Origin of the sequence: Nocardioides sp. cx-169 (assembly GCF_021083605.1) — a bacterium.
In the GTDB taxonomy this organism is placed as follows: domain Bacteria; phylum Actinomycetota; class Actinomycetes; order Propionibacteriales; family Nocardioidaceae; genus Nocardioides.
Genome location: NZ_JAJNRO010000008.1, coordinates 173456 through 192635, shown reverse-complemented (window position 1 = coordinate 192635; position 19180 = coordinate 173456). Strand labels below are relative to the sequence as shown.

Sequence of the window (19180 nt, the reverse complement as noted above, 5' to 3'; positions counted from 1 at the left end):
CGGCCGACGCTCGTGGGCCGTACCAGCTCGGGAGGCACCTCGATGAACCGTACGCCGCAGCGTCCGCTGGCCGCCCTGGTCGCGCTCGGGCTCGCCGCCGGCCTCACCGCCGCCGTCGGCACGGCCACCGCCAGCGCCGAGGAGGACCACCGCGCCCAGCGCACCAGCGTCCAGCCGCCGACGCCGAACCCGCCCAAGACGGCCACCAGCGTCGGCTACGGCGGCGCGGTGTCGAGCGTCGACCCCTACGCCAGCCGGGTCGGGATCCGGGTCCTGCGCCGAGGCGGCAACGCCACGGACGCGGCGGTGGCCATGGCCTCGGCGCTCGGGGTGAGCGAGCCCTACAGCGCGGGCATCGGGGGTGGTGGCTACTTCGTCCACTACGACGCGAAGACCCGAAAGGTACAGACCATCGACGGGCGCGAGACCGCGCCGCGCCGGATGCCGCGTGACGCGTTCATCGACCCCGCCACCGGCGAGCCGTACCCGTTCGCCCCCGACCTGGTGACCAGCGGCGTCTCGGTGGGCACGCCGGGCACCCCGCTGACCTGGCAGCGGGCCCTGCGGCGCTGGGGCACCTGGTCGCTCCCCGACGCGCTGGCCCCGTCCATCCGGCTGGCCCGCGAAGGCTTCCGGGTGGACCGCACGTTCCGCCAGCAGACGGAGGACAACCGCGAGCGCTTCGCGGCGTTCCCCGCCACGCGACGGCTGTTCCTGCCGAAGGGCCGGCTGCCGGAGGTCGGCTCGACGTTCCGCAACCCCGATCTGGCCCGCACGCTGACCCGCCTGGCGCGGCTCGGTGTACGCGACGGCTTCTACCGTGGCCCGCTCGCCCGCCAGATCGCCAAGACCGTCCAGCGCCCGCCCAAGAGCAAGAGCACCACGCTCCCGGTGCCGCGGGGCCACCTCACGGCCCGCGACCTGCGCGACTACCGGGTCCGCGAGCAGCGTCCGACCAAGATCGGCTACCGCGGCTACGAGGTCTACGGCATGGCACCCTCCTCGAGCGGCGGCTCGACCGTGGGCGAGGCGCTGAACATCCTGGAGCGCTTCGACCTGCGCGGCATGGACGACGGCGAGGCGCTGCACCACTACCTCGAGGCCAGCGCCCTGGCGTTCGCGGACCGGGGCGAGTACGTCGGCGACCCGACCAAGGTGCGGGTGCCGCTGCGCCGCCTGCTCGACGACCGGTTCGCTCGCGAGCGCGCCTGCGCGATCGGGGACACCGCGATCGCCAAGCCGACCGCGCCGGGTGACGTGCGCGACTACGACGGGGTGTGTGGACCGACTCGCGCCGGACAGGTCGAGACCGACACCGAGAACATCTCGACGACGAACCTCACCGTCGCCGACCGCTGGGGCGACGTCGTGGAGTACACGCTGACCATCGAGCAGACGGGCGGCTCGGGCATGGTCGTCCCCGGCCGCGGCTTCCTGCTCAACAACGAGCTGACCGACTTCTCCACCGTCTACGCCGCCGACGACCCGAACCGCATCCAGCCCGGCAAGCGGCCACGCTCCTCGATGTCGCCGACGATCGTGCTGAAGAACGGTCGGCCCTACCTCGCCCTCGGCTCCCCGGGCGGCTCCACCATCATCACCACCGTGCTGCAGATGCTGGTCAACCACCTGGACCGGGGCATGTCGCTGCCGCAGGCCATCGCGGCCCCGCGTGCGTCGCAGCGCAACACCGCGACGGTCACCGCGGAGCCGGACTTCATCGCGGCCTACGGCGCGGTCCTCGAGGACCTCTACGGCCACGACCTGGTGCCATCGGGCGACGGGCTGACCAGCGCCTCCGAGATCGGCGCCGCGACGGCGATCCGCTTCGGCCCACGCGGGCGGCTCGTGGTGGTCGCCGAGCCGGACCGCCGCGGCGGTGGGGCCGCGTACGTCGTACGGAAGGCGCGCCGCTGAGCTCGACCTAGGCCGAGGTGAGCAGGCCGTGCTCCTCGACGACCTCCAGCGACCTGCTCACTCGGGCTCCTCGGGAGTCTCGGCACCCTCCCGCTCGTCGCGGTCGGCCCACTCCAGCAGCGGCGTGATGTCGAACACGTCCCCGTCGATGCCGTCGTGCAGGTCGCCGAGCTCGGCGAAGCGGGCGGGGACGGTGAAGATCGTGAAGTCGCGCGGGTCGCAGTCGTCGACCTCGTCCCAGCGGATCGGCGCGGAGACCCGGGCGTCGGGCAGACCGCGCACCGAGTACGCCGCCGCGATGGTGTGGTCGCGAGCGTTCTGGTTGTAGTCGACGAAGAGCTGGTGGGGGTCGCGGTCCTTGCGCCACCAGGTGGTGGTCACGTCGTCCGGCGCGCGCCGCTCGACCTCGCGGGCGAACGCCAGCGCCGCCCGGCGTACGGCCTTGTGGCCGTGGTCGGGGCGGATGCGCACGTAGACGTGCATGCCCGAGCCGCCGCTGGTCTTGGGGTAGCCGACCGCCCCCAGCTCGTCGAGGACCTCGTGCGCGACGTGCGCGACGCGCTGCACCTGCGCGAAGTCCGACAGCGGACCGGGGTCGAGATCGATGCGCCACTCGTCGGGACTCTCCGGGTCCTCACGGCGGCTGTTCCACGGGTGGAACTCCACCGTCGACATCTGGACCGCCCAGATCACGCTGCCGAGCTCGGTGACGCACAGCTCGTCGGCGGTGCGGTTCCACCGCGGGAAGTGCAGCCGCACCGTCTCCACCCACGGCGGCGCACCCTGCGGGAGCCGCTTCTGGTGCACCTTCTCCCCCGCGAGACCCTTCGGGAAGCGGTGCAGCATGCACGGCCGCTCGAAGAGCGCGCTGACGATGCCCGGCCCCACCGCGAGGTAGTAGTCGACGAGGTCGGCCTTGGTGGCGCCGGACTCGGGGAAGTACACGCGGTCGGGGTTGCTGACGCGCACGACCCGGTCGTCGACCTCGATCTCGAGCGCGGGCGGCGAGCTGGCCATGGCTCAGACCTTACGGAACAGCGCCATGAACATCGCGTCGGTGCCGTGTCGGTGCGGCCACAGCTGCACGGTGCCGGGCAGGGGCCCGTCGCAGTCGGGCACCTGGGGCAGCAGCGCCCGCGCGTCCTCGAGGACCACGTCGTCGCGCTGCTGCAGGACGGAGGTGACCACGTCGTCGGTCTCCGCGCGCACGGGCGAGCAGGTGGCGTAGAGCACCAGCCCCCCGCTACGGGCGGCGTCGATGGCCGACGCCACCAGCTGTCGCTGCAGCAGCACCAGCGTGAACAGGTCGTCGGCGCGGCGCCGCCAGCGCGCCTCGGGCCGGCGCCGAAGGGCGCCCAGGCCGGTGCAGGGCGCGTCGACCAGGACCCGGTCGACGCTGCCCGGCCGTACGGGCGACGCGGTGCCGTCGCCCGTGACGACGCCCACGACCCCTGCCGCCCCCTCGAGGTTGCGCGCCACGAGTCGCGAGCGGTGGTGCTGGCGCTCCACGGCGACCAGGCCGGCGCCGCGCTCGGCCGCGAGGGCGGCCAGCAGCGCGGACTTGCCGCCCGGTCCCGCGCACAGGTCCAGCCAGCGACGGTCCGGCCCGTCCAGGGGCGCCGCGGCCAGCAGCGCCGCGACCAGCTGGGAGCCCTCGTCCTGCACGCCCGCCCGGCCCTCGGCCACGGCCGGCACCGCGCCCGGGTCACCGCCCTCGAGCACCACGCCGTACGGCGAGAACGCCGTGGGGGTGCCCGGCAGCTCCGCGACGGTGGCCCGACCGGGGCGCGCCACGAGCGTCACCCGCGGGGCCACGTTGTCCGCGGCGAGCACCGCGTGCAGCTCGGCCTCGCCCACCGCCTTGCGCAGCTCGTCGACGATCCAGACCGGGTGGCTGAACGCGACCTCGGCGTAGCGGCTGGGGGGCTTGGCGGGAGCCACCTGGGCGATCCAGGTGTCCAGGTCGTGCTCGGCGACGCGGCGCAGGACGGCGTTGGCGAAGTTGCCCGCACCCGAGCTGCCCTTGGTGCGCACCAGGCTGACCGAGGTGCTGATCGCGGCGTGGTCGGGCACGCGCATCGACAACAGCTGGTGGGCGCCCAGGCGCAGGGCGTCGAGCACCTTGGCCTCGATCTTGCGCAGTGGCCGGTCCGCGCACGAGGCGATGATCGCGTCGTAGGTGCCCCGGCGCCGCAGTGTCCCGGAGGCCAGCTCGGTCGCGAAGGCCGCGTCGCGCTGCTCGAGCCGGTAGTGGCGCATCACCGCCGGCAGCACCAGGTTGGCGTAGGCGCCGTCGACGCGCACCGCCTTGAGCACCTCGTAGGCCGCCAGCCGAGCGTTGTCGATCTCGGCCCGCGGGGCGCGCGAGGGCGGCCGCCGCGCCTCGGACGGGGCGTCAGCCATCGCCGAGGTGCTTCCGGACGAGCGCCTTGGGGGCCTTGGCGGCCCAGGCGTCGGTGAGGATCTCGGCCAGCTCGTCGCGGCTCATCTCGCCCAGCCGGGACTGCTGCACGAGCACCGCGTTGAAGCTGCGGAAGTGGTCGATCGTGAAGAACGGCAGCGAGGGGTCGGCGACCAGCGCCTCCTTCTCGGCGGCGTCGGCGGTCATGATCACCAGCAGGTCGTCGTACATCTCCCCGCTCTCGGGATCGACCGCGCTCTGGTGGGGCGCCCGGAACAGCAGGAAGCCCTTGCCCTTGCCGCCGGTCGGCACCTTGTACGTCGGACGGTCGCCCCAGGAGATGCCGAGCTCGACCTCGGGCAGGCCGCGGCAGATGTCGTCGACGTCCTCGGGGCGCGCCGGGCGGCTCATGCTCCCTGCCTCGGGCTCTCGCCGAGCTGGGCGCCGGAGGCGAGGCGAGCTCCACGCGCCCAGTCGGCGGCCGGCATCTGCCTCTTGCCGAAAGGCTGGACCTGTCCCAGCACGACGGCGTGCGTGGACGTCCCCACGAGCACGGTGTCCTTGCGGACCTCGAGCCGGCCGGCCGGCAACTGCTCGTCGACCACCAGGACCGGGCCGATCTTGAGCCGCTGCCCCTCGAACGTCGACCAGGCTCCCGGCGCGGGCGTGCACGCGCGGACCTGGCGGTCGAGCAGGTGGCCGGGGACCTGCCAGTCGACGTGGGCGTCCTCGACCGAGATCTTGGGGGCGAAGGTGACTCCCTCGGCCTCCTGCTCGCGCGCCACGATCGAGCCGTCGGCGAGCCCGTCGAGCGTCGCGACCAGCAGTCCGGCACCGCCCTCGGCCAGGCGGCCCAGCAGGTCCCCCGCGGTGTCGCGCGGGCGGATCCGCTCGGTCATCACCCCGAACGTCGGCCCGGCGTCCAGCTCCTTGACGATGCGGAACGTCGTGGCGCCGGTGACCTCGTCGCCGGCCCAGATCGCGTGCTGCACCGGCGCCGCGCCCCGCCACGCGGGCAGGCACGAGAAGTGCAGGTTGACCCATCCGTGCACTGGGATGTCGAGGGCCGACTGCGGCAGCAGCGCGCCGTACGCGACGACCGGGCAGCAGTCCGGCTCCAACGCGCGCAGCGACTCCTGGAACGCCGGGTCTCGCGGGTGGTCGGGCTTGAGGACCGGCAGACCGAGCTCCTCCGCCCGCTGCGCCACGGGGCTGGCGACGAGCCTCCGCCCGCGACCCGACGGGGCGTCGGGACGCGTGACGACCCCGACCAGCTCGTGGTCGGACTCCGCGAGGGCCTCGAGCGAGGGCAGCGCGACATCCGGGGTGCCGGCGAAGACCAGCCGCATCAGAGGCCGAGCCCGCGGGTCGCGTGCGGGCTGACCTTGACCACGGGCTGCTCGAGGCCGAACCACTCCGACTCCCGGATCTCGCGCATCGCGGCCTTGCGCGCCTCACGGTCGAGCCGGTCGATGAACAGGACCCCGTCGAGGTGGTCGGTCTCGTGCTGCAGGGCGCGCGCCAGGAGGTCCGAGCCCTCGATGACGACCGGCTCGCCGTGCAGGTCGAACCCGCGCGCCACCACCGACAGTGCGCGCGTGCAGTCGTAGGTCAGCTCCGGAAGCGACAGGCAGCCCTCGGGGCCGTCCTGCAGCTCGCTGGACAGGTCGAGCGTGGGGTTGACCAGGTGGCCGACCTCGCCTTCGACGTTCCAGGTGAAGACCCGCAGCCCCACCCCGATCTGAGGTGCGGCGAGCCCGGCGCCGGGGGCGGCGAGCATGGTCTCGGTGAGGTCCTCCACCAGCCTGCGCAGCTCCTTGTCGAAGTCGACGACCTCGAGCGCGGGCTTGCGCAGCACGGGGTCACCGAAGAGCCGGATGGGCTGGATGGGCATGCCCGCCAGTCTAGTGAGGAGCTCGAGGGCTCAGAGACCGACGGGGTCCACCTGGATGCGTACGGCGTCCAGCTTGCGCGCCGAGCGCACCCGCTGCAGCTCGCCGAGGGCAGCGGACAGGGCGGGGCCCTGTGCGCGCGGCACCCGGACCACGACCCGGCACTCGTCGTCACCCACGTCGACCGGCCCCAGGACCTCCGCGCTCTCCGGCGCGGCCAGCAGGGTCACCGCGTCGTCGACCGCCCCCGGCTCACCGGTGATCGTGGCCAGGCGCGAGGCTGGCGGCAGGTGTGCCTCCTGGCGCTGAGCCGACTCCCGCTCGGCGAACCCGGCCGGGTCCCAGCGCACCAGCGCCTGGACGGCGGGGTGCGCGGGGTCGCCGACGACCAGCGCCTCACCTCCCGGGCCGACCAGGCCCACGGCGTTGCACCATCGGCGCAGCGCCTCCTCCTCGGTGCGCAGGTCGGTGCGGCCGAGCAGCAGCCAGGTGTCGAGCAGCACGACCGCGGCGTAGCCGCCGCTCGCAACGGGCTCGGCTCCCGGGGTGGCGACGACGATCGCCGGCGCACCGTCGACCTCGGCCAGGACCCGCTCGCCCGACGAGGTCAGGACCCGGACGCCCGGAAAGGCACGCCCGAGCTCCTCGGCCGTGCGGGCGTCGCCGAGCACCGGGGCGCGCAGGCCGCGGTGGCCGCACGCCGAGCAGGCCCACGCCTCGTCCGGCGTACCGCACCAGCGGCAGGCCGGCGGCGACGTCGCTCCGCCGATCGCCAGCGGCCCCCGGCACCGGCCGCACCGGGCCGGCTCCCGGCAGCGCTCGCATGCCAGGGCGGTGGCGTAGCCCAGGCGCGGGGTCTGCACCAGCACCGGTCCGCGCTCCAGCGCGCGGCCCACGGACTCATGCAGCCGGCGGGGCATCCGGCTGCTGCGGGCGTGCGGGTCGCGGTCGAGCTCCCACTCCGTGGCGCCGGCGACGCCCACCGTCACCGCCCGGCGCAGCGCCGCCCGCTCGGGGGCCAGGTCGTGGGCCCAGCCGGTGCGGGTGAGGTAGGCGGCCTCGACGCTGCGCGCGAACCCGCCCAGGAGCACCGCCGTGCCCTCCCGCTCGGCGCGCAGCAGCAGCGTCTCGCGCACGTGCGGGTAGGGCGCCCGCGGCTCGCTGTGCAGGTCGTCGCCGTCGTCCCACAGGACCACCAGGCCGAGGTCGTGGACCGGGGCGAAGGCGGCCGCGCGGGTGCCGACGACGACCCGGCGTGCGCCACGGCTGACGGCCAGGAACTCGCGGTAGCGGGCCGCCGGGCCCCGACCTGCCGTCAGCGCCACATGGTGGCCCTCGCCGAGCCGGTCGACCAGCGCGCGCTCGAGCCGTGCCACGTCCTTGCCGTCGGGCACGCACACGAGCACGCCCCGGCCGCCGGCGTACGTCTCGGCGGCCGCGTGGGCCACCAGCGCCGGCCAGTCGGCACCCGGCACCGCGCCCCAGACCGCCCGCGGAGAGCCGCCCTCGCGCAGGTGACGCAGGTACGCGGCCGCCAGCGGATGGTCAGTCCACCCCTCCGGGGCCGGCGGCAGCTCGCCCAGCGGCGGCGCCGGCGGCGAGGGCTCCTTCTCGGCGGTCGCGTGTCGGGGAGGTACGGCGAGCCGCAGCACGTCGGCCCGTGACCCGGCGTAGCGCTCCGCCAGGTCGTCGGCCAGCGCGGCGATCTCCGGCGACAGCACCGGCTCCGCGCTCACCAGCCGTCGCAGCGGCGCCAGCGTCCCCGGGTGCTCGGAGGTGGCACCCCGGTCGACGACGAGCCCGTCGAGGTCCTGGCCGGCGAACCGCACCTTGACCCGGACCCCGGGCCGCACGCCCTCGTCCATCGTCGCGGGGACGGCGTAGTCGAAGGGGCGGTCCAGATGAGCCAGCGGCACGTCGACCAGCACCCGGGCCACGGGATCGACGTCGGCCACGGCCGCCGCGGCCGAGGTCCGCGCCCGGGTGGCGCGCGCCTTCGCCTGCGACGCCTTCACCGTCGCCCGCACCATGCCCGGCAGCAGCTCGGGCTGCTCGTCGGGTGCACTCATGGCCAGAGTTCTACCAGCGCCCGTCGACACCCGCCCGGGCGCCGGTGCCGGGCGGGAGGCGACGCCGGGTCCACCCCGGAGATGACACTGACCCGTCAGAAGCTTCTGACGGGTCAGCGGTGGATCAGGGACGTCAGGCGTTGATCGCGGCCTTGAGGGCCTCGGCGCGGTCGGTGCGCTCCCAGGTGAACTCGGGCAGCTCGCGACCGAAGTGGCCGTAGGCGGAGGTCTTGGCGTAGATCGGGCGGAGCAGGTCGAGGTCACGCAGGATCGCGGCGGGGCGCAGGTCGAAGACCTCGAGCACCGCGGCCTGGATCTGCTCGTCGGGCACGATGCCGGTGCCGAAGGTCTGCACGAACACCCCGACCGGCTTGGCCTTGCCGATCGCGTAGGCGACCTGGGCCTCGCAGCGACGGGCCAGGCCGGCCGCGACGACGTTCTTGGCGACCCAGCGCATGGCGTAGGCGGCCGAGCGGTCGACCTTGGAGGGGTCCTTGCCGGAGAACGCGCCGCCGCCGTGACGGGCCATGCCGCCGTAGGTGTCGACGATGATCTTGCGGCCGGTCAGGCCGGCGTCGCCCATCGGGCCGCCCACGACGAAGCGTCCGGTCGGGTTGACCAGGAGCCGGTAGTCCTCGGAGGGCAAGGAGAACGTCGAGAGCACCGGGTCGATGACGTTCTGCTTGATCTCGGCCTCGAGCTTGGTGAGGTCGGTGTCCTCGGAGTGCTGGGTCGACAGGACGACGGTGTCGATCCGCACCGGACGGTCGTCCTCGTCGTACTCGATGGTGACCTGCGTCTTGCCGTCGGGCCGCAGGTTGCTCATGGTGCCGTTCTTGCGCACCTCGGTGAGCTTCTCGGCCAGGCGCTGGGCGATGACGATCGGCAGCGGCATCAGGACGTCGGTGTCGTCGCAGGCGTAGCCGAACATCAGGCCCTGGTCGCCGGCGCCGCGCTGGTCGAGCTCGTCCTCGGAGGAGCCCACCCGCGACTCGTGGCCGTGGTCGACGCCCTGGGCGATGTCGGAGGACTGGGCGCCGATGGCGACCTGCACGCCGCAGGAGGCGCCGTCGAAGCCCTTCTCGGAGGAGTCGTAGCCGATCTCGAGGATGGCGCTGCGGACCAGGTCGGCGACCGGGGCGTAGGCGTTGGTGCGGACCTCGCCGGCGACGACGACGAGCCCGGTGGTCAGCAGCGTCTCGACGGCGACGCGGAGGTTCTCCTTGTCGCTGTCGTGCTCCATCAGGTAGTCCAGGACGGTGTCGCTGACGCGGTCAGCGATCTTGTCCGGGTGTCCCTCGGTCACTGACTCCGAGGTGAAAAGACGTCCAGCCACAGTGCGACTCACTCCCGTTAGGCAAACTCGACTCGGTGCAGCGTATTTGAGGCACCAGCATGCTAGGTCCGCGTCTCAGCCAGCGAATCGTCGCACGACCCGGTCCCAGATCGCGTCCGCCACCGCGGCTTTGGACCCCCGCGGTACGTCGGTCGCGTCGCCCTCGGCGGACAGGATGACCGCCTCGTTGTCCGGGCTGCCGAACACCGCTCCCGCACTGACGTCGTTGACGACGAGCAGGTCGCAGCCCTTGCGGGCCAGCTTGGCGGCCGCCAGCTCGCGCACCGAGCCGGTGGCGTCACCGGTCTCCGCGGCGAACCCGACGATCACCGCGTCGGCGCGCGGGCGGTGGTGGGAGAGCTCCTTGAGGATGTCGGGGTTCTGCACGAGACCGAGCTGAGGGGCCGACCCGTCGTCGGCCTTCTTGATCTTGGCGTCGCTGACCTCCGCGGGGCGGAAGTCGGCCGGCGCGGCGGCCATGACCACGGCGTCGGCCGCGGCGGCGGCGGCCAGCACCTCGGTACGCAGCTCGGCCGTGGTGCCGACGTGGACGACCTTGACGCCGGCCGGGTCGGGCAGCGCGACGTTGGCGGCGATCAGCGTGACCTGGGCGCCACGGGCGTGCGCGGTGCGGGCGAGGGCGTAGCCCTGGAGCCCCGAGGAGCGGTTGCCGAGGAACCGGACCGGGTCGAGGTACTCGCGGGTGCCACCGGCCGACACCACCACCTGGCGACCGGCCAGGTCGTGCGGGACAGCGGCGCCGCCGCGGGCCAGCACGCCGACGCAGACGTCGAGGATCTGGTCGGGCTCGGGCAGCCGGCCCTTGCCGGTGTCCTTGCCGGTGAGGCGGCCCTCGGCGGGCTCGATGACGAGGACCCCCCGCGAGCGCAGCGTCGCGACGTTGGCCTGGGTCGCGGGGTGCTCCCACATCTCGGTGTGCATGGCGGGCGCGAACACGACCGGGCAGCGAGCGGTGAGCAGGGTGTTGGTGAGCAGGTCGTCGGCGAGGCCGTGGGCGGCCTTGGCCAGCAGGTCCGCGGTCGCCGGGGCGACCACGACCAGGTCGGCGCTCTGCCCGATCCGCACGTGGGGCACCTGGTGCACCTCGTCCCAGACCGAGGTGGAGACCGGCTTGCCCGACAGCGCGGCCCACGTGGGCGCGCCGACGAACTCCAGCGCGGCGGCGGTCGGCACGACGGTCACGTCGTGGCCCGACTCGGTCAGTCGCCGCAGCAGCTCACAGGCCTTGTAGGCCGCGATGCCGCCGGCGACCCCCAGAACGACGCGCGGCCGCGTCCCCGTCGGGGGCGCGGCCACGTGGGAGTCGCTGATGCTCAGCGGATCACTCGCTCGTCGTGAAGGAGGCGTCGATGGCGGCCTGCTTGGCGGCGGCCTCCTCGGCGGCGAGCTCGGCCGGGTCGACGTCCTCGCAGGTCAGCAGGTCCTCGTTGATCTCGCGCAGCGCGATCGAGAGCGGCTTCTCCTGGACGTGGGTGTCGACCAGCGGGCCGACGTACTCGAGCAGGCCCTCGCCCAGCTGGGAGTAGTAGGCGTTGATCTGACGGGCGCGCTTGGCGCTGTAGAGCACCAGCTTGTACTTGCTGTCGGTCTTGGTGAGCAGGTCGTCGATCGAGGGGTTGGTGACACCCTGAGCGTCGATGTTGGGCGCAGACACGCGTGAAGCCTCACAAGTCGTTGGGCAGGTGATGATCCCGGTGCTGATCATCGCGATGGGAATGCTCGGAGTCGGGCACCATCCAGGATACCAACTCATCGGCCGCATCGTGAACTTCGTGGTTGACGATCGTGACGTCGAACTCCGACTCGGCGGCCAGCTCGGCCCGTGCGGTCTCGAGTCGGCGCTCTCGCTCCTCCTGGGACTCGGTGCCCCGCCCGACGAGGCGACGCACGAGCTCCTCCCACGAGGGAGGCTTGAGGAAGACGAACAGCGCCTCGGGCATGGTCCGGCGGACCTGGCGCGCGCCCTGCAGGTCAATCTCGAGCATCGCCGGCCGACCGGCGGCCAGCGCCTCCTCCACCGGCGCCCGGGGGGTCCCGTAGCGGGCGGCCTGGTGGACCACGGCCCACTCGAGGAGCGCGTCCTCGGCGATGAGCCGGTCGAACTCCGCGTCGTCGACGAACCAGTAGTGGACACCGTCGACCTCGCCGGGTCGCGGCGCGCGGGTGGTCGCCGAGACGGAGATCCAGACCTCGGGGTGTCGCTCGCGTACGGCGGCGGCCACGGTGCCCTTGCCGACCGCCGTGGGGCCGGCGAGCACGACGAGGCGGTGGTGCGCAGGAGCAGAGGTCACCGGGGCAGTATCCGGTGAATCACTCGCCCGATGCGAACTCGCGCTCCAGTGCCGCCACCTGCTTGGATCCCAGCCCCCGGACCCGGCGGCTCTCGGCGATCCCGAGCCGCTCCATGGTCTGGCGGGCCCGGACCTTGCCGAGGCCGGGCATCGACTGCAGCAGGTCGATGACCCGCATCTTGCCGATGACCTCGTTGGTCGCGCCCTGCTGCAGGACGTCGGCGATGGACGCGCCGGAGTTCTTGAGGCGGTTCTTCACCTCCGCCCGCTCGCGGCGGGAGGCGGCGGCCTTCTGCAGCGCGGCTTGGCGCTGTTCAGGTGTCAGTGGGGGCAGAGCCACGAGTTGGGTCCTTCGGTTGTCAGGGCGACGGGAGCACGTGCCACTGGGGGCTCAATCTAGTCAGGTCGGCGACAGGGCTGCAATCGCCAAAGGAGAACGTGTTCTAGAAACGGCCGCGCCGCCCTGCCCTCACAGGTACAGCGGGGTCTGGCATACGTCACGCGCCTGCTGGTCCACGGCGGCGAGCGCCGCCCTCGTCGCCGGGCCCGCGAGCTCCGTCGCGGCCGCCTCGATCGCGGACCTCTCCTCGTCGCTGAGACCCGCAGGAGGCTTCGTGGCGTCGTACGTCGCGGGGTCGACGTCGGCCTCCTCCAGCGCCTCCACAAGCGCGTCGACGCTGGCGACCAGCACCTTCCAGTCGTCCTCGATGTCGCGGGGCGCCTCCTCGCGCAGGGCCGCGAAGCTCGGCAGGGCGTCGATCAGGGCCGTGGGGCCGCGGCCGGCGAAGGCCTCCGAGAGCGCCTTCTGCTGCGCCGAGACCTCCGCACAGTAGTCCGCGAACGGGTCGTCCTCGCCACAGCTGGCGGTCAGCAGTGTGAGCAGCAGCACCAGCGCGACCCCGCGGCGGCGGGTCACGACCGGAGCTCGTCGTTGGCCGCGCGCACGGCCTCCCGCATGGCCGCCCGGTCAGGACCGAGGCGCAGCACCTCACGCGAGGAGCTGGCCAGGACCCGGCCCGCCGCCGGGCCGAAGATCCGCCGGACGTCCGCGGCGGTGCCGCCCTGGGCGCCGTAGCCCGGCGCGAGCACCGGACCGTTGAACGCGAAGTCCAGCCCCGTGTCGCCGATCGTGGTTCCGACCACCGCCCCGAACGAGCCAAGGGGCTCGGCACCCTCGTTGAGCCGCCGCAGGTGCTCGATCATCAGGGCGCCGACGGTGGTGCCGTCCTGGGTGCGCGCCTCCTGCACCTCGGGGCCCTCCTTGTTGGAGGTCAGCGCCAGCACGAACACCCCGGCGCCGTGAGCCCGAGCCGTGTCGACCATCGGGGCGAGGGAGCCGAAGCCGAGGTAGGGGCTGGCCGTGATCGCGTCGACGGCGAGCGGCGAGGTCGGGTCGAGGTAGGCGTCGGCGTAGGCCTGGGAGGTGGAGCCGATGTCGCCGCGCTTGACGTCGAGCAGCACCAGGGCGCCCGCCGCCCGGGACTCGGCGACGACGCGCTCGAGGACGGCGACGCCGCGGCTGCCGAAGCGCTCGTAGAAGGCCGACTGCGGCTTCACCACCGAGCAGAGGGGTGCGACCGCCTCCACGACGGTGAGCGCGAACCGCTCCAGTCCGGCCACGTCGTCGTCGAGCCCCCAGTCGCGCAGCAGGGCGGCGTGCGGGTCGATGCCGACGCAGAACGGTCCGCGGTCGGCCATGGCGGCGTGCAGGCGCGCTCCGAAGGTCATGTCAGGCTCCTGTCGATCATGGCTGCCACACGAGGGCGTCGCGGTCGAGGTCGGCGAGCGTGGGGTAGCCGTCGACGGCCATCACCAGGTCGGCCTCGGCCTGCAGCGACCGGAGCACGTGGACCGCGCCCGGGACACCGCCCAGGGCCAGGCCGTAGACGTAAGGGCGGCCGACCGCGACCGCGGTGGCGCCCAGCGCGACCGCCTTGACCACGTCGGCGCCCGTGCGCACGCCGGAGTCGAAGATCACCGGCGCCTCCCCCGCGACCGCGTCCACCACGCCGGGCAGCCACCCGAGCGCGGACCCGCCGCCGTCGGCCTGGCGGCCGCCGTGGTTGGAGCAGTAGATGCCGTCGACGCCCGCGTCGAGCGCGCGCCGGGCGTCGTCGGGGTGGCAGATCCCCTTGAGCACGATCGGCAGGGTCGTGAGCGAGCGCAGCCACGGCAGGTCGTCCCACGACAGGGGGTTGCCGAACGTGCTGACCCAGGTCAGCACGAGGGTGCCGAGGTCGGGGTCGGGGCCGGTCATCTCCTGGAAGACCGGGTCCGAGGTGTAGTTGGCCAGCACCTTGCCTCGCAGCTGCGGGAAGTTGCCGCTGGCCAGGTCGCGCGGGCGCCACCCGGGCACCCAGGTGTCGAGGGTGACGACGATCGCGTCGTAGCCCGCCCGCTCCGCGCGGCTCACCAGGCTGGCGGCCAGCTCGCGACTCTTGGGGGTGTAGAGCTGGAACCACGACGGAGTGTCGCCGGAGTGGGGCGCCACCTCCTCGAGCGGGTCGTTCATCAGCGTCGAGGCGATCATCGGCACGCCGGTCTGCGCGGCGACCTGCGCGGTGGCGATGTCGCCGTGGCCGTCGGGCGTGCAGAGCCCCACCACGCCGACCGGCGCGAGCATCAGGGGGCTCGCCAGACGCTTGCCGAACAGCTCCACCGACAGGTCGCGCTCGGCCGCCCCTCGCAGCATCCGCGGCACCAGCGCCCAGCGGCCGAAGGCCTCCGCGTTGGCCCGCTGCGTCGCCTCGCTCCCGCTGCCGCCGGCCACGTAGGAGCGCAGCTCGGGCGGGAGCACCTCGAGCCCGCCGCGCTCCAGGTCGTCGTAGGTGAACGGGTGCTGCGGCAGCACGCCGCCGAGCGCGGCGAGGTAGAGCTCGTTCTGGTAGTCGCCGTACTGGCTCATCTCTTCCCCTGTACGCCGCGGACGAGGCGCCGGGGCCACAGCGGCCCCTCATAGACGAACGCGGTGTAACCCTGCAGCAGGTCCGCGCCCGCGTCGAGCCTCGCCCTCGCGTCCGCGACCGTGGTGATCCCGCCGACCCCGATCAGCGTGAGGTCCGGCCCGACCCGCTGCCGCAGCAGCCGGGTCACCTCCAGCGCGCGCGCGGTCAGCGGCTGGCCGGACAGCCCGCCCGCTCCGATCGCTGCGACCCGGGCGGCGGGGGTGCGCAGCCCCTGGCGGGAGATCGTGGTGTTGGTGGCGATGATGCCGTCCAGGCCGATCGCCAGCGCCAGGTCGGCGACGCCCGCCACGTCGTCGTCGGCGAGGTCCGGGGCGATCTTCACGAGCAGCGGCACGCCGTCGGAGACGGCCCGGACGGCGGTGAGGATCGGCTCCAGCTTCTCGACGGCCTGGAGGTTGCGCAGGCCGGGGGTGTTGGGCGAGCTGACGTTGACGACCAGGTAGTCGGCGTACGGCGCCAGCAGCCGTGCGGACTTCTCGTAGTCGCGCACGGCCTCGTCCTCGGGCACGACCTTGCTCTTGCCGATGTTGACGCCCAGCTGGGTGCGTGGCTGGGAGTCATCGTGGCGGTCGTCGGGCCCACGACGTGCCAGTGCCAAGGCGCGTCGCTTCAGCCGGTGGGCGACGACCTCGGCGCCGTCGTTGTTGAAGCCCATCCGGTTGACCACGGCCCGGTCCTCGGGCAGCCGAAAGAGCCGTGGCCTCGGGTTGCCCGGCTGCGCCTCGCCGGTGACAGTGCCGACCTCGACGTGCCCGAATCCGAGGGCGGCGAGCGCGTCGATGCCGACGGCGTTCTTGTCGAAGCCCGCCGCCAGACCCAGCACGTTGGGGAAGCGCAGCCCCATCGCCTCGACCGGCGCGCCCGGCCGCCCGAGCGCCCCCAGCACCGGTCGCGCCGCGCGGATCCCGCGGAAGGCGAGGTGGTGGGCCCGCTCGGGGTCGACTCGGGTGAGGCCGTGGTCGAACAGGAGCGAGTAGGCCCCCATCAGCGGCGGGCCCAGTCCTGCAGCGAGCGGACCCCGATGTCGCCGCGCTCCAGCGCCTCGATCCCCTGCACGGCCGCGCCGAGGCCCTGCACGGTGGTGATGCAGGGGATGTTGGCCATGATCGCGGCCGTGCGGATCTCGTAGCCGTCGACACGCGCCGAGCTGCCGGAGCCCCCACCACTGGCGGAGCCGTTGGGGGTGTTGATGACCAGCTGGATCTCGCCGTCCAGGATCAGCTGGACGGTGGTCTTCTCCCCCGCGGGTCCCGGCCCCTGGAAGTGCTTGCGCACGATCGTGGCGTCGACGCCGTTGCGGCGCAGCACCTCGGCGGTGCCCTGGGTGGCCAGGATCTCGAAGCCGTGGTCGGCGAGCACCTTGATCGGGAAGATCATGTGCCGCTTGTCGCGGTTGGCCATCGAGACGAACACCCTGCCCGAGGTCGGCAGCGAGCCGAAGGCCGCCGCCTGCGCCTTGGCGAACGCCGTGCCGAAGTCGGCGTCGAAGCCCATGACCTCGCCGGTGGACTTCATCTCCGGGCCCAGCACGGTGTCGACCTGCGCGCCGTCGGGGGTGCGGAACCGGTTGAAGGGCATCACCGCCTCCTTGACCGCGATCGGCTGGTCCGCCGGCAGCGTGCCGCCGTCGCCCTCGGCCGGGAGCAGGCCGACCGCGCGCAGCTCGGCGATGCTCTCCCCCATCATCACGCGGGCCGCCGCCTTCGCCAGCGGGGTCGCCGTCGCCTTGGAGACGAACGGCACGGTGCGGCTGGCGCGCGGGTTGGCCTCGAGCACGTAGAGCACGTCGGAGCCGAGCGCGAACTGGATGTTGAGCAGCCCTCGCACGCCGACGCCGGAGGCGATCGCCTCCGTGGCCTTACGGATGCGCAGGATCTCGGCGGCGCCCAGCGTGATCGGCGGGAGCGCGCACGACGAGTCGCCGGAGTGGATGCCGGCCTCCTCGATGTGCTCCATGACGCCGCCGAGGAACAGCTCGTGACCGTCGTACAGCACGTCGACGTCGATCTCGACCGCGTCGTCGATGAACCGGTCGACCAGCACGGGGTGCGCGGTGCTGATGGCGGTGGCGCGGCCGATGTAGTCCTCGAGCGCGTCCTGGTCGTAGACGATCTCCATGCCGCGCCCGCCGAGGACGTACGACGGGCGCACCATCACCGGGTAGCCGATCTCGCCGGCGATGCGGTCCGCGTCGGCGAAGCTGGTCGCCATGCCGTACTTGGGCGCCGGCAGCCCGGCCTCGCGCAGCACGTCGCCGAAGGCGCCGCGCTCCTCCGCAAGGTGGATCGCAGCCGGGGACGTGCCGACGATCTGCACGCCGTTGTCCTCGAGGCCCTGGGCCAGGCCCAGCGGGGTCTGGCCGCCGAGCTGGCAGATCACCCCGGCCACGGGGCCGGCGAGAGTCTCGGCGTGCACGATCTCAAGGACGTCCTCGAGCGTGAGCGGCTCGAAGTAGAGCCGGTCGGAGGTGTCGTAGTCGGTCGAGACCGTCTCGGGGTTGCAGTTGACCATCACGGTCTCGTAGCCGGCCTCGCTGAGCGCGAGGCTGGCGTGGACGCAGGAGTAGTCGAACTCGATCCCCTGGCCGATCCGGTTGGGCCCGGAGCCGAGGATGATCACGGCCGGCCGCTCGCGTGGCGCGACCTCGCTCTCCTCGTCGTAGGAGGAGTAGTGGTACGGCGTGGTGGCGGCGAACTCAGCCGCGCAGGTGTCGACAGTCTTGTAGACCGGGCGGATGCCGAGCGCGTGGCGCACCCCGCGTACGACGTCGGGCGTCATGCCGCGGATCTTGCCGATCTGGGCGTCGGAGAACCCGTGCCGCTTGGCCTTGCGCAGCAGAGACGGCGTCAGCTCGTCGGCCGCGGTGACCTCCTCGGCGATCTCGTTGATCAGCAGCAGCTGGTCGACGAACCACGGGTCGATCTTGGTGTGGTCGAAGACCTCCTGCGGGGTGGCGCCGGCCCGCAGGGCGTCCATGACCTTCTTGAGCCGGCCGTCGTGCGGCGTCTCGATCTCGGCCAGCAGCGCGTCCTTGTCCAGCTCGACCCACTCCTGGTGCCAGTCGAAGACCGCGTCGGGGCTCTCCAGCGAGCGCAGCGCCTTCTGCAGCGCCTCGGTGAAGTTGCGGCCGATCGCCATCGCCTCGCCCACCGACTTCATGTGCGTGGTCAGGGTCCGGTCGGCGCCGGGGAACTTCTCGAACGCGAAGCGCGGCACCTTGACCACGACGTAGTCCAGGGTGGGCTCAAAGCTCGCCGGAGTCTCCCGGGTGATGTCGTTGGAGATCTCGTCGAGGGTGTAGCCGATCGCGACCTTCGCCGCGATCTTGGCGATCGGGAAGCCGGTGGCCTTCGACGCCAGCGCACTGGAGCGCGAGACCCGGGGGTTCATCTCGATCACGATCAGCCGGCCGTCGGCGGGGTTGACGGCGTACTGGATGTTGCAGCCGCCGGTGTCGACGCCGACCGAGCGGATGATGCCGATCGCGAGGTCGCGCATCGCCTGGTACTCGCGGTCGGTCAGCGTCATCGCCGGCGCCACCGTGATGGAGTCGCCGGTGTGGACGCCCATCGGGTCGAGGTTCTCGATCGAGCAGACGATCACCACGTTGTCAGCGGTGTCGCGCATGACCTCGAGCTCGTACTCCTTCCAGCCGAGGATCGACTCCTCCAGGAGCACCTCGGTCGTGGGGCTCGCGGCCAGGCCGGCGCCGGCGATGCGGCGCAGGTCGGCCTCGTCGTAGGCCATGCCGGAGCCGGTGCCGCCCATGGTGAAGCTCGGGCGCACGACCATCGGGTAGCCGAGCTCCTCGGCCGCGCCGAGGCAGTCCTCCATCGTGTGGCAGATGACCGAGCGCGAGCACTCGCCGCCCAGCTCCTCGACGATCTTCTTGAAGACCTGGCGGTTCTCGCCGCGGTCGATCGCCTCGATCGAGGCGCCGATCAGCTCGACGTCGTACTTCTCGAGCACGCCCGCCTTGTCCAGCGCCATCGCGGCGTTGAGCGCGGTCTGGCCCCCGAGGGTGGCCAGCAGCGCGTCGGGGCGCTCCTTTGCGATCACCTTCTCCACGAACTCCGGGGTGATCGGCTCGACGTAGGTCGCGTCGGCGAACTCCGGGTCGGTCATGATCGTGGCCGGGTTGGAGTTGACCAGGATGACCCGGATCCCCTCCTCCTTGAGCACCCGGCAGGCCTGGGTGCCGGAGTAGTCGAACTCGCACGCCTGGCCGATGATGATCGGCCCGGAGCCGATCACCATGACGCTCTTGATGTCCTCGCGCTTCGGCAC

General features: G+C 72.9%; 17 protein-coding genes. 1 reads left to right on the top strand and 16 read right to left on the bottom strand.

Going from position 1 to position 19180, the window contains the following annotated elements; translation table 11 throughout:
- Window positions 1–42 precede the first annotated feature (42 nt).
- Window positions 43–1917, top strand: coding sequence for a gamma-glutamyltransferase (gene ggt, locus LRP67_RS13100; protein WP_231270605.1), 1875 nt, complete (start codon window positions 43–45; stop codon window positions 1915–1917).
- Between the two features lie 57 nt (window positions 1918–1974).
- Here the strand turns inward: ggt and ligD are convergent, their stop codons facing one another.
- The 16 genes from ligD to carB form a co-directional block, all read right to left on the bottom strand.
- On the bottom strand, window positions 1975–2934 hold the full coding sequence (gene ligD, locus LRP67_RS13095) for a non-homologous end-joining DNA ligase (RefSeq protein WP_231270604.1): 960 nt from the start codon (window positions 2932–2934) through the stop codon (window positions 1975–1977).
- Between the two features lie 3 nt (window positions 2935–2937).
- Window positions 2938–4320, bottom strand: a complete 1383-nt coding sequence (locus LRP67_RS13090) for an RsmB/NOP family class I SAM-dependent RNA methyltransferase (protein WP_231270603.1) — start codon at window positions 4318–4320, stop codon at window positions 2938–2940.
- Window positions 4313–4729 (bottom strand): MmcQ/YjbR family DNA-binding protein, encoded by a 417-nt coding sequence (locus LRP67_RS13085; protein ID WP_231270602.1) that lies wholly within the window; start codon window positions 4727–4729, stop codon window positions 4313–4315. Before LRP67_RS13085 ends, LRP67_RS13090 begins: the two co-directional genes overlap by 8 nt.
- A complete protein-coding gene (gene fmt, locus LRP67_RS13080) occupies window positions 4726–5667 on the bottom strand; it encodes a methionyl-tRNA formyltransferase (RefSeq protein WP_231270601.1) in 942 nt (313 codons plus the stop codon). The genes LRP67_RS13085 and fmt overlap by 4 nt, the downstream gene beginning before the upstream one ends.
- On the bottom strand, window positions 5667–6212 hold the full coding sequence (def, locus tag LRP67_RS13075; RefSeq protein WP_231270600.1) for a peptide deformylase: 546 nt from the start codon (window positions 6210–6212) through the stop codon (window positions 5667–5669). The genes fmt and def overlap by 1 nt, the downstream gene beginning before the upstream one ends.
- Before the next feature lie 30 nt (window positions 6213–6242).
- Window positions 6243–8279, bottom strand: coding sequence for a primosomal protein N' (locus LRP67_RS13070; RefSeq protein WP_231270599.1), 2037 nt, complete (start codon window positions 8277–8279; stop codon window positions 6243–6245).
- A 133-nt stretch (window positions 8280–8412) separates the two neighbouring features.
- Window positions 8413–9615, bottom strand: coding sequence for a methionine adenosyltransferase (gene metK / locus LRP67_RS13065; protein WP_231270598.1), 1203 nt, complete (start codon window positions 9613–9615; stop codon window positions 8413–8415).
- Window positions 9616–9690: 75 nt separating this feature from the next.
- Entirely contained in the window at window positions 9691–10932 is a 1242-nt protein-coding gene (gene coaBC, locus LRP67_RS13060) for a bifunctional phosphopantothenoylcysteine decarboxylase/phosphopantothenate--cysteine ligase CoaBC (RefSeq protein ID WP_231270597.1), read from the bottom strand.
- A 25-nt stretch (window positions 10933–10957) separates the two neighbouring features.
- Window positions 10958–11341: a DNA-directed RNA polymerase subunit omega gene (gene rpoZ, locus LRP67_RS13055; RefSeq protein WP_231243807.1), complete on the bottom strand. Its 384-nt coding sequence runs from the start codon at window positions 11339–11341 to the stop codon at window positions 10958–10960.
- Complete coding sequence (gene gmk / locus LRP67_RS13050; RefSeq protein ID WP_231270596.1) at window positions 11301–11927, bottom strand: guanylate kinase; 627 nt, start codon at window positions 11925–11927, stop codon at window positions 11301–11303. Before gmk ends, rpoZ begins: the two co-directional genes overlap by 41 nt.
- A 19-nt stretch (window positions 11928–11946) precedes the next feature.
- Window positions 11947–12267 carry an integration host factor, actinobacterial type gene (gene mihF / locus LRP67_RS13045; RefSeq protein WP_231270595.1) on the bottom strand — a complete coding sequence of 107 codons (321 nt, stop codon included), beginning with the start codon at window positions 12265–12267 and terminating at the stop codon, window positions 11947–11949.
- Window positions 12268–12396: 129 nt separating this feature from the next.
- A complete protein-coding gene (locus tag LRP67_RS13040) occupies window positions 12397–12843 on the bottom strand; it encodes a hypothetical protein (RefSeq protein WP_231270594.1) in 447 nt (148 codons plus the stop codon).
- Window positions 12840–13655 (bottom strand): orotidine-5'-phosphate decarboxylase, encoded by an 816-nt coding sequence (gene pyrF / locus LRP67_RS13035; RefSeq protein WP_231270593.1) that lies wholly within the window; start codon window positions 13653–13655, stop codon window positions 12840–12842. The genes LRP67_RS13040 and pyrF overlap by 4 nt, the downstream gene beginning before the upstream one ends.
- Window positions 13656–13671: 16 nt before the next feature.
- On the bottom strand, window positions 13672–14832 hold the full coding sequence (locus LRP67_RS13030) for an alpha-hydroxy-acid oxidizing protein (protein ID WP_231270592.1): 1161 nt from the start codon (window positions 14830–14832) through the stop codon (window positions 13672–13674).
- Window positions 14829–15878, bottom strand: coding sequence for a quinone-dependent dihydroorotate dehydrogenase (locus tag LRP67_RS13025; protein ID WP_231270591.1), 1050 nt, complete (start codon window positions 15876–15878; stop codon window positions 14829–14831). The genes LRP67_RS13030 and LRP67_RS13025 overlap by 4 nt, the downstream gene beginning before the upstream one ends.
- The gene (gene carB / locus LRP67_RS13020; RefSeq protein WP_231270590.1) at window positions 15878–19180 is read right to left on the bottom strand and encodes a carbamoyl-phosphate synthase large subunit; all 3303 of its coding nucleotides are present in this window, start codon (window positions 19178–19180) and stop codon (window positions 15878–15880) included. Before carB ends, LRP67_RS13025 begins: the two co-directional genes overlap by 1 nt.

Bases quoted from the DNA above. Each gene is read 5' to 3' on its own strand.
- ggt (WP_231270605.1), top strand. From the start codon at position 43: ATGAACCGTACGCCGCAGCGTCCGCTGGCCGCCCTGGTCGCGCTCGGG.
- ligD (WP_231270604.1), bottom strand. From the start codon at position 2,934: ATGGCCAGCTCGCCGCCCGCGCTCGAGATCGAGGTCGACGACCGGGTC.
- LRP67_RS13090 (WP_231270603.1), bottom strand. From the start codon at position 4,320: ATGGCTGACGCCCCGTCCGAGGCGCGGCGGCCGCCCTCGCGCGCCCCG.
- LRP67_RS13085 (WP_231270602.1), bottom strand. From the start codon at position 4,729: ATGAGCCGCCCGGCGCGCCCCGAGGACGTCGACGACATCTGCCGCGGC.
- fmt (WP_231270601.1), bottom strand. From the start codon at position 5,667: ATGCGGCTGGTCTTCGCCGGCACCCCGGATGTCGCGCTGCCCTCGCTC.
- def (WP_231270600.1), bottom strand. From the start codon at position 6,212: ATGCCCATCCAGCCCATCCGGCTCTTCGGTGACCCCGTGCTGCGCAAG.
- LRP67_RS13070 (WP_231270599.1), bottom strand. From the start codon at position 8,279: ATGAGTGCACCCGACGAGCAGCCCGAGCTGCTGCCGGGCATGGTGCGG.
- rpoZ (WP_231243807.1), bottom strand. From the start codon at position 11,341: ATGATCAGCACCGGGATCATCACCTGCCCAACGACTTGTGAGGCTTCA.
- pyrF (WP_231270593.1), bottom strand. From the start codon at position 13,655: ATGACCTTCGGAGCGCGCCTGCACGCCGCCATGGCCGACCGCGGACCG.
- LRP67_RS13030 (WP_231270592.1), bottom strand. From the start codon at position 14,832: ATGAGCCAGTACGGCGACTACCAGAACGAGCTCTACCTCGCCGCGCTC.
- LRP67_RS13025 (WP_231270591.1), bottom strand. From the start codon at position 15,878: ATGGGGGCCTACTCGCTCCTGTTCGACCACGGCCTCACCCGAGTCGAC.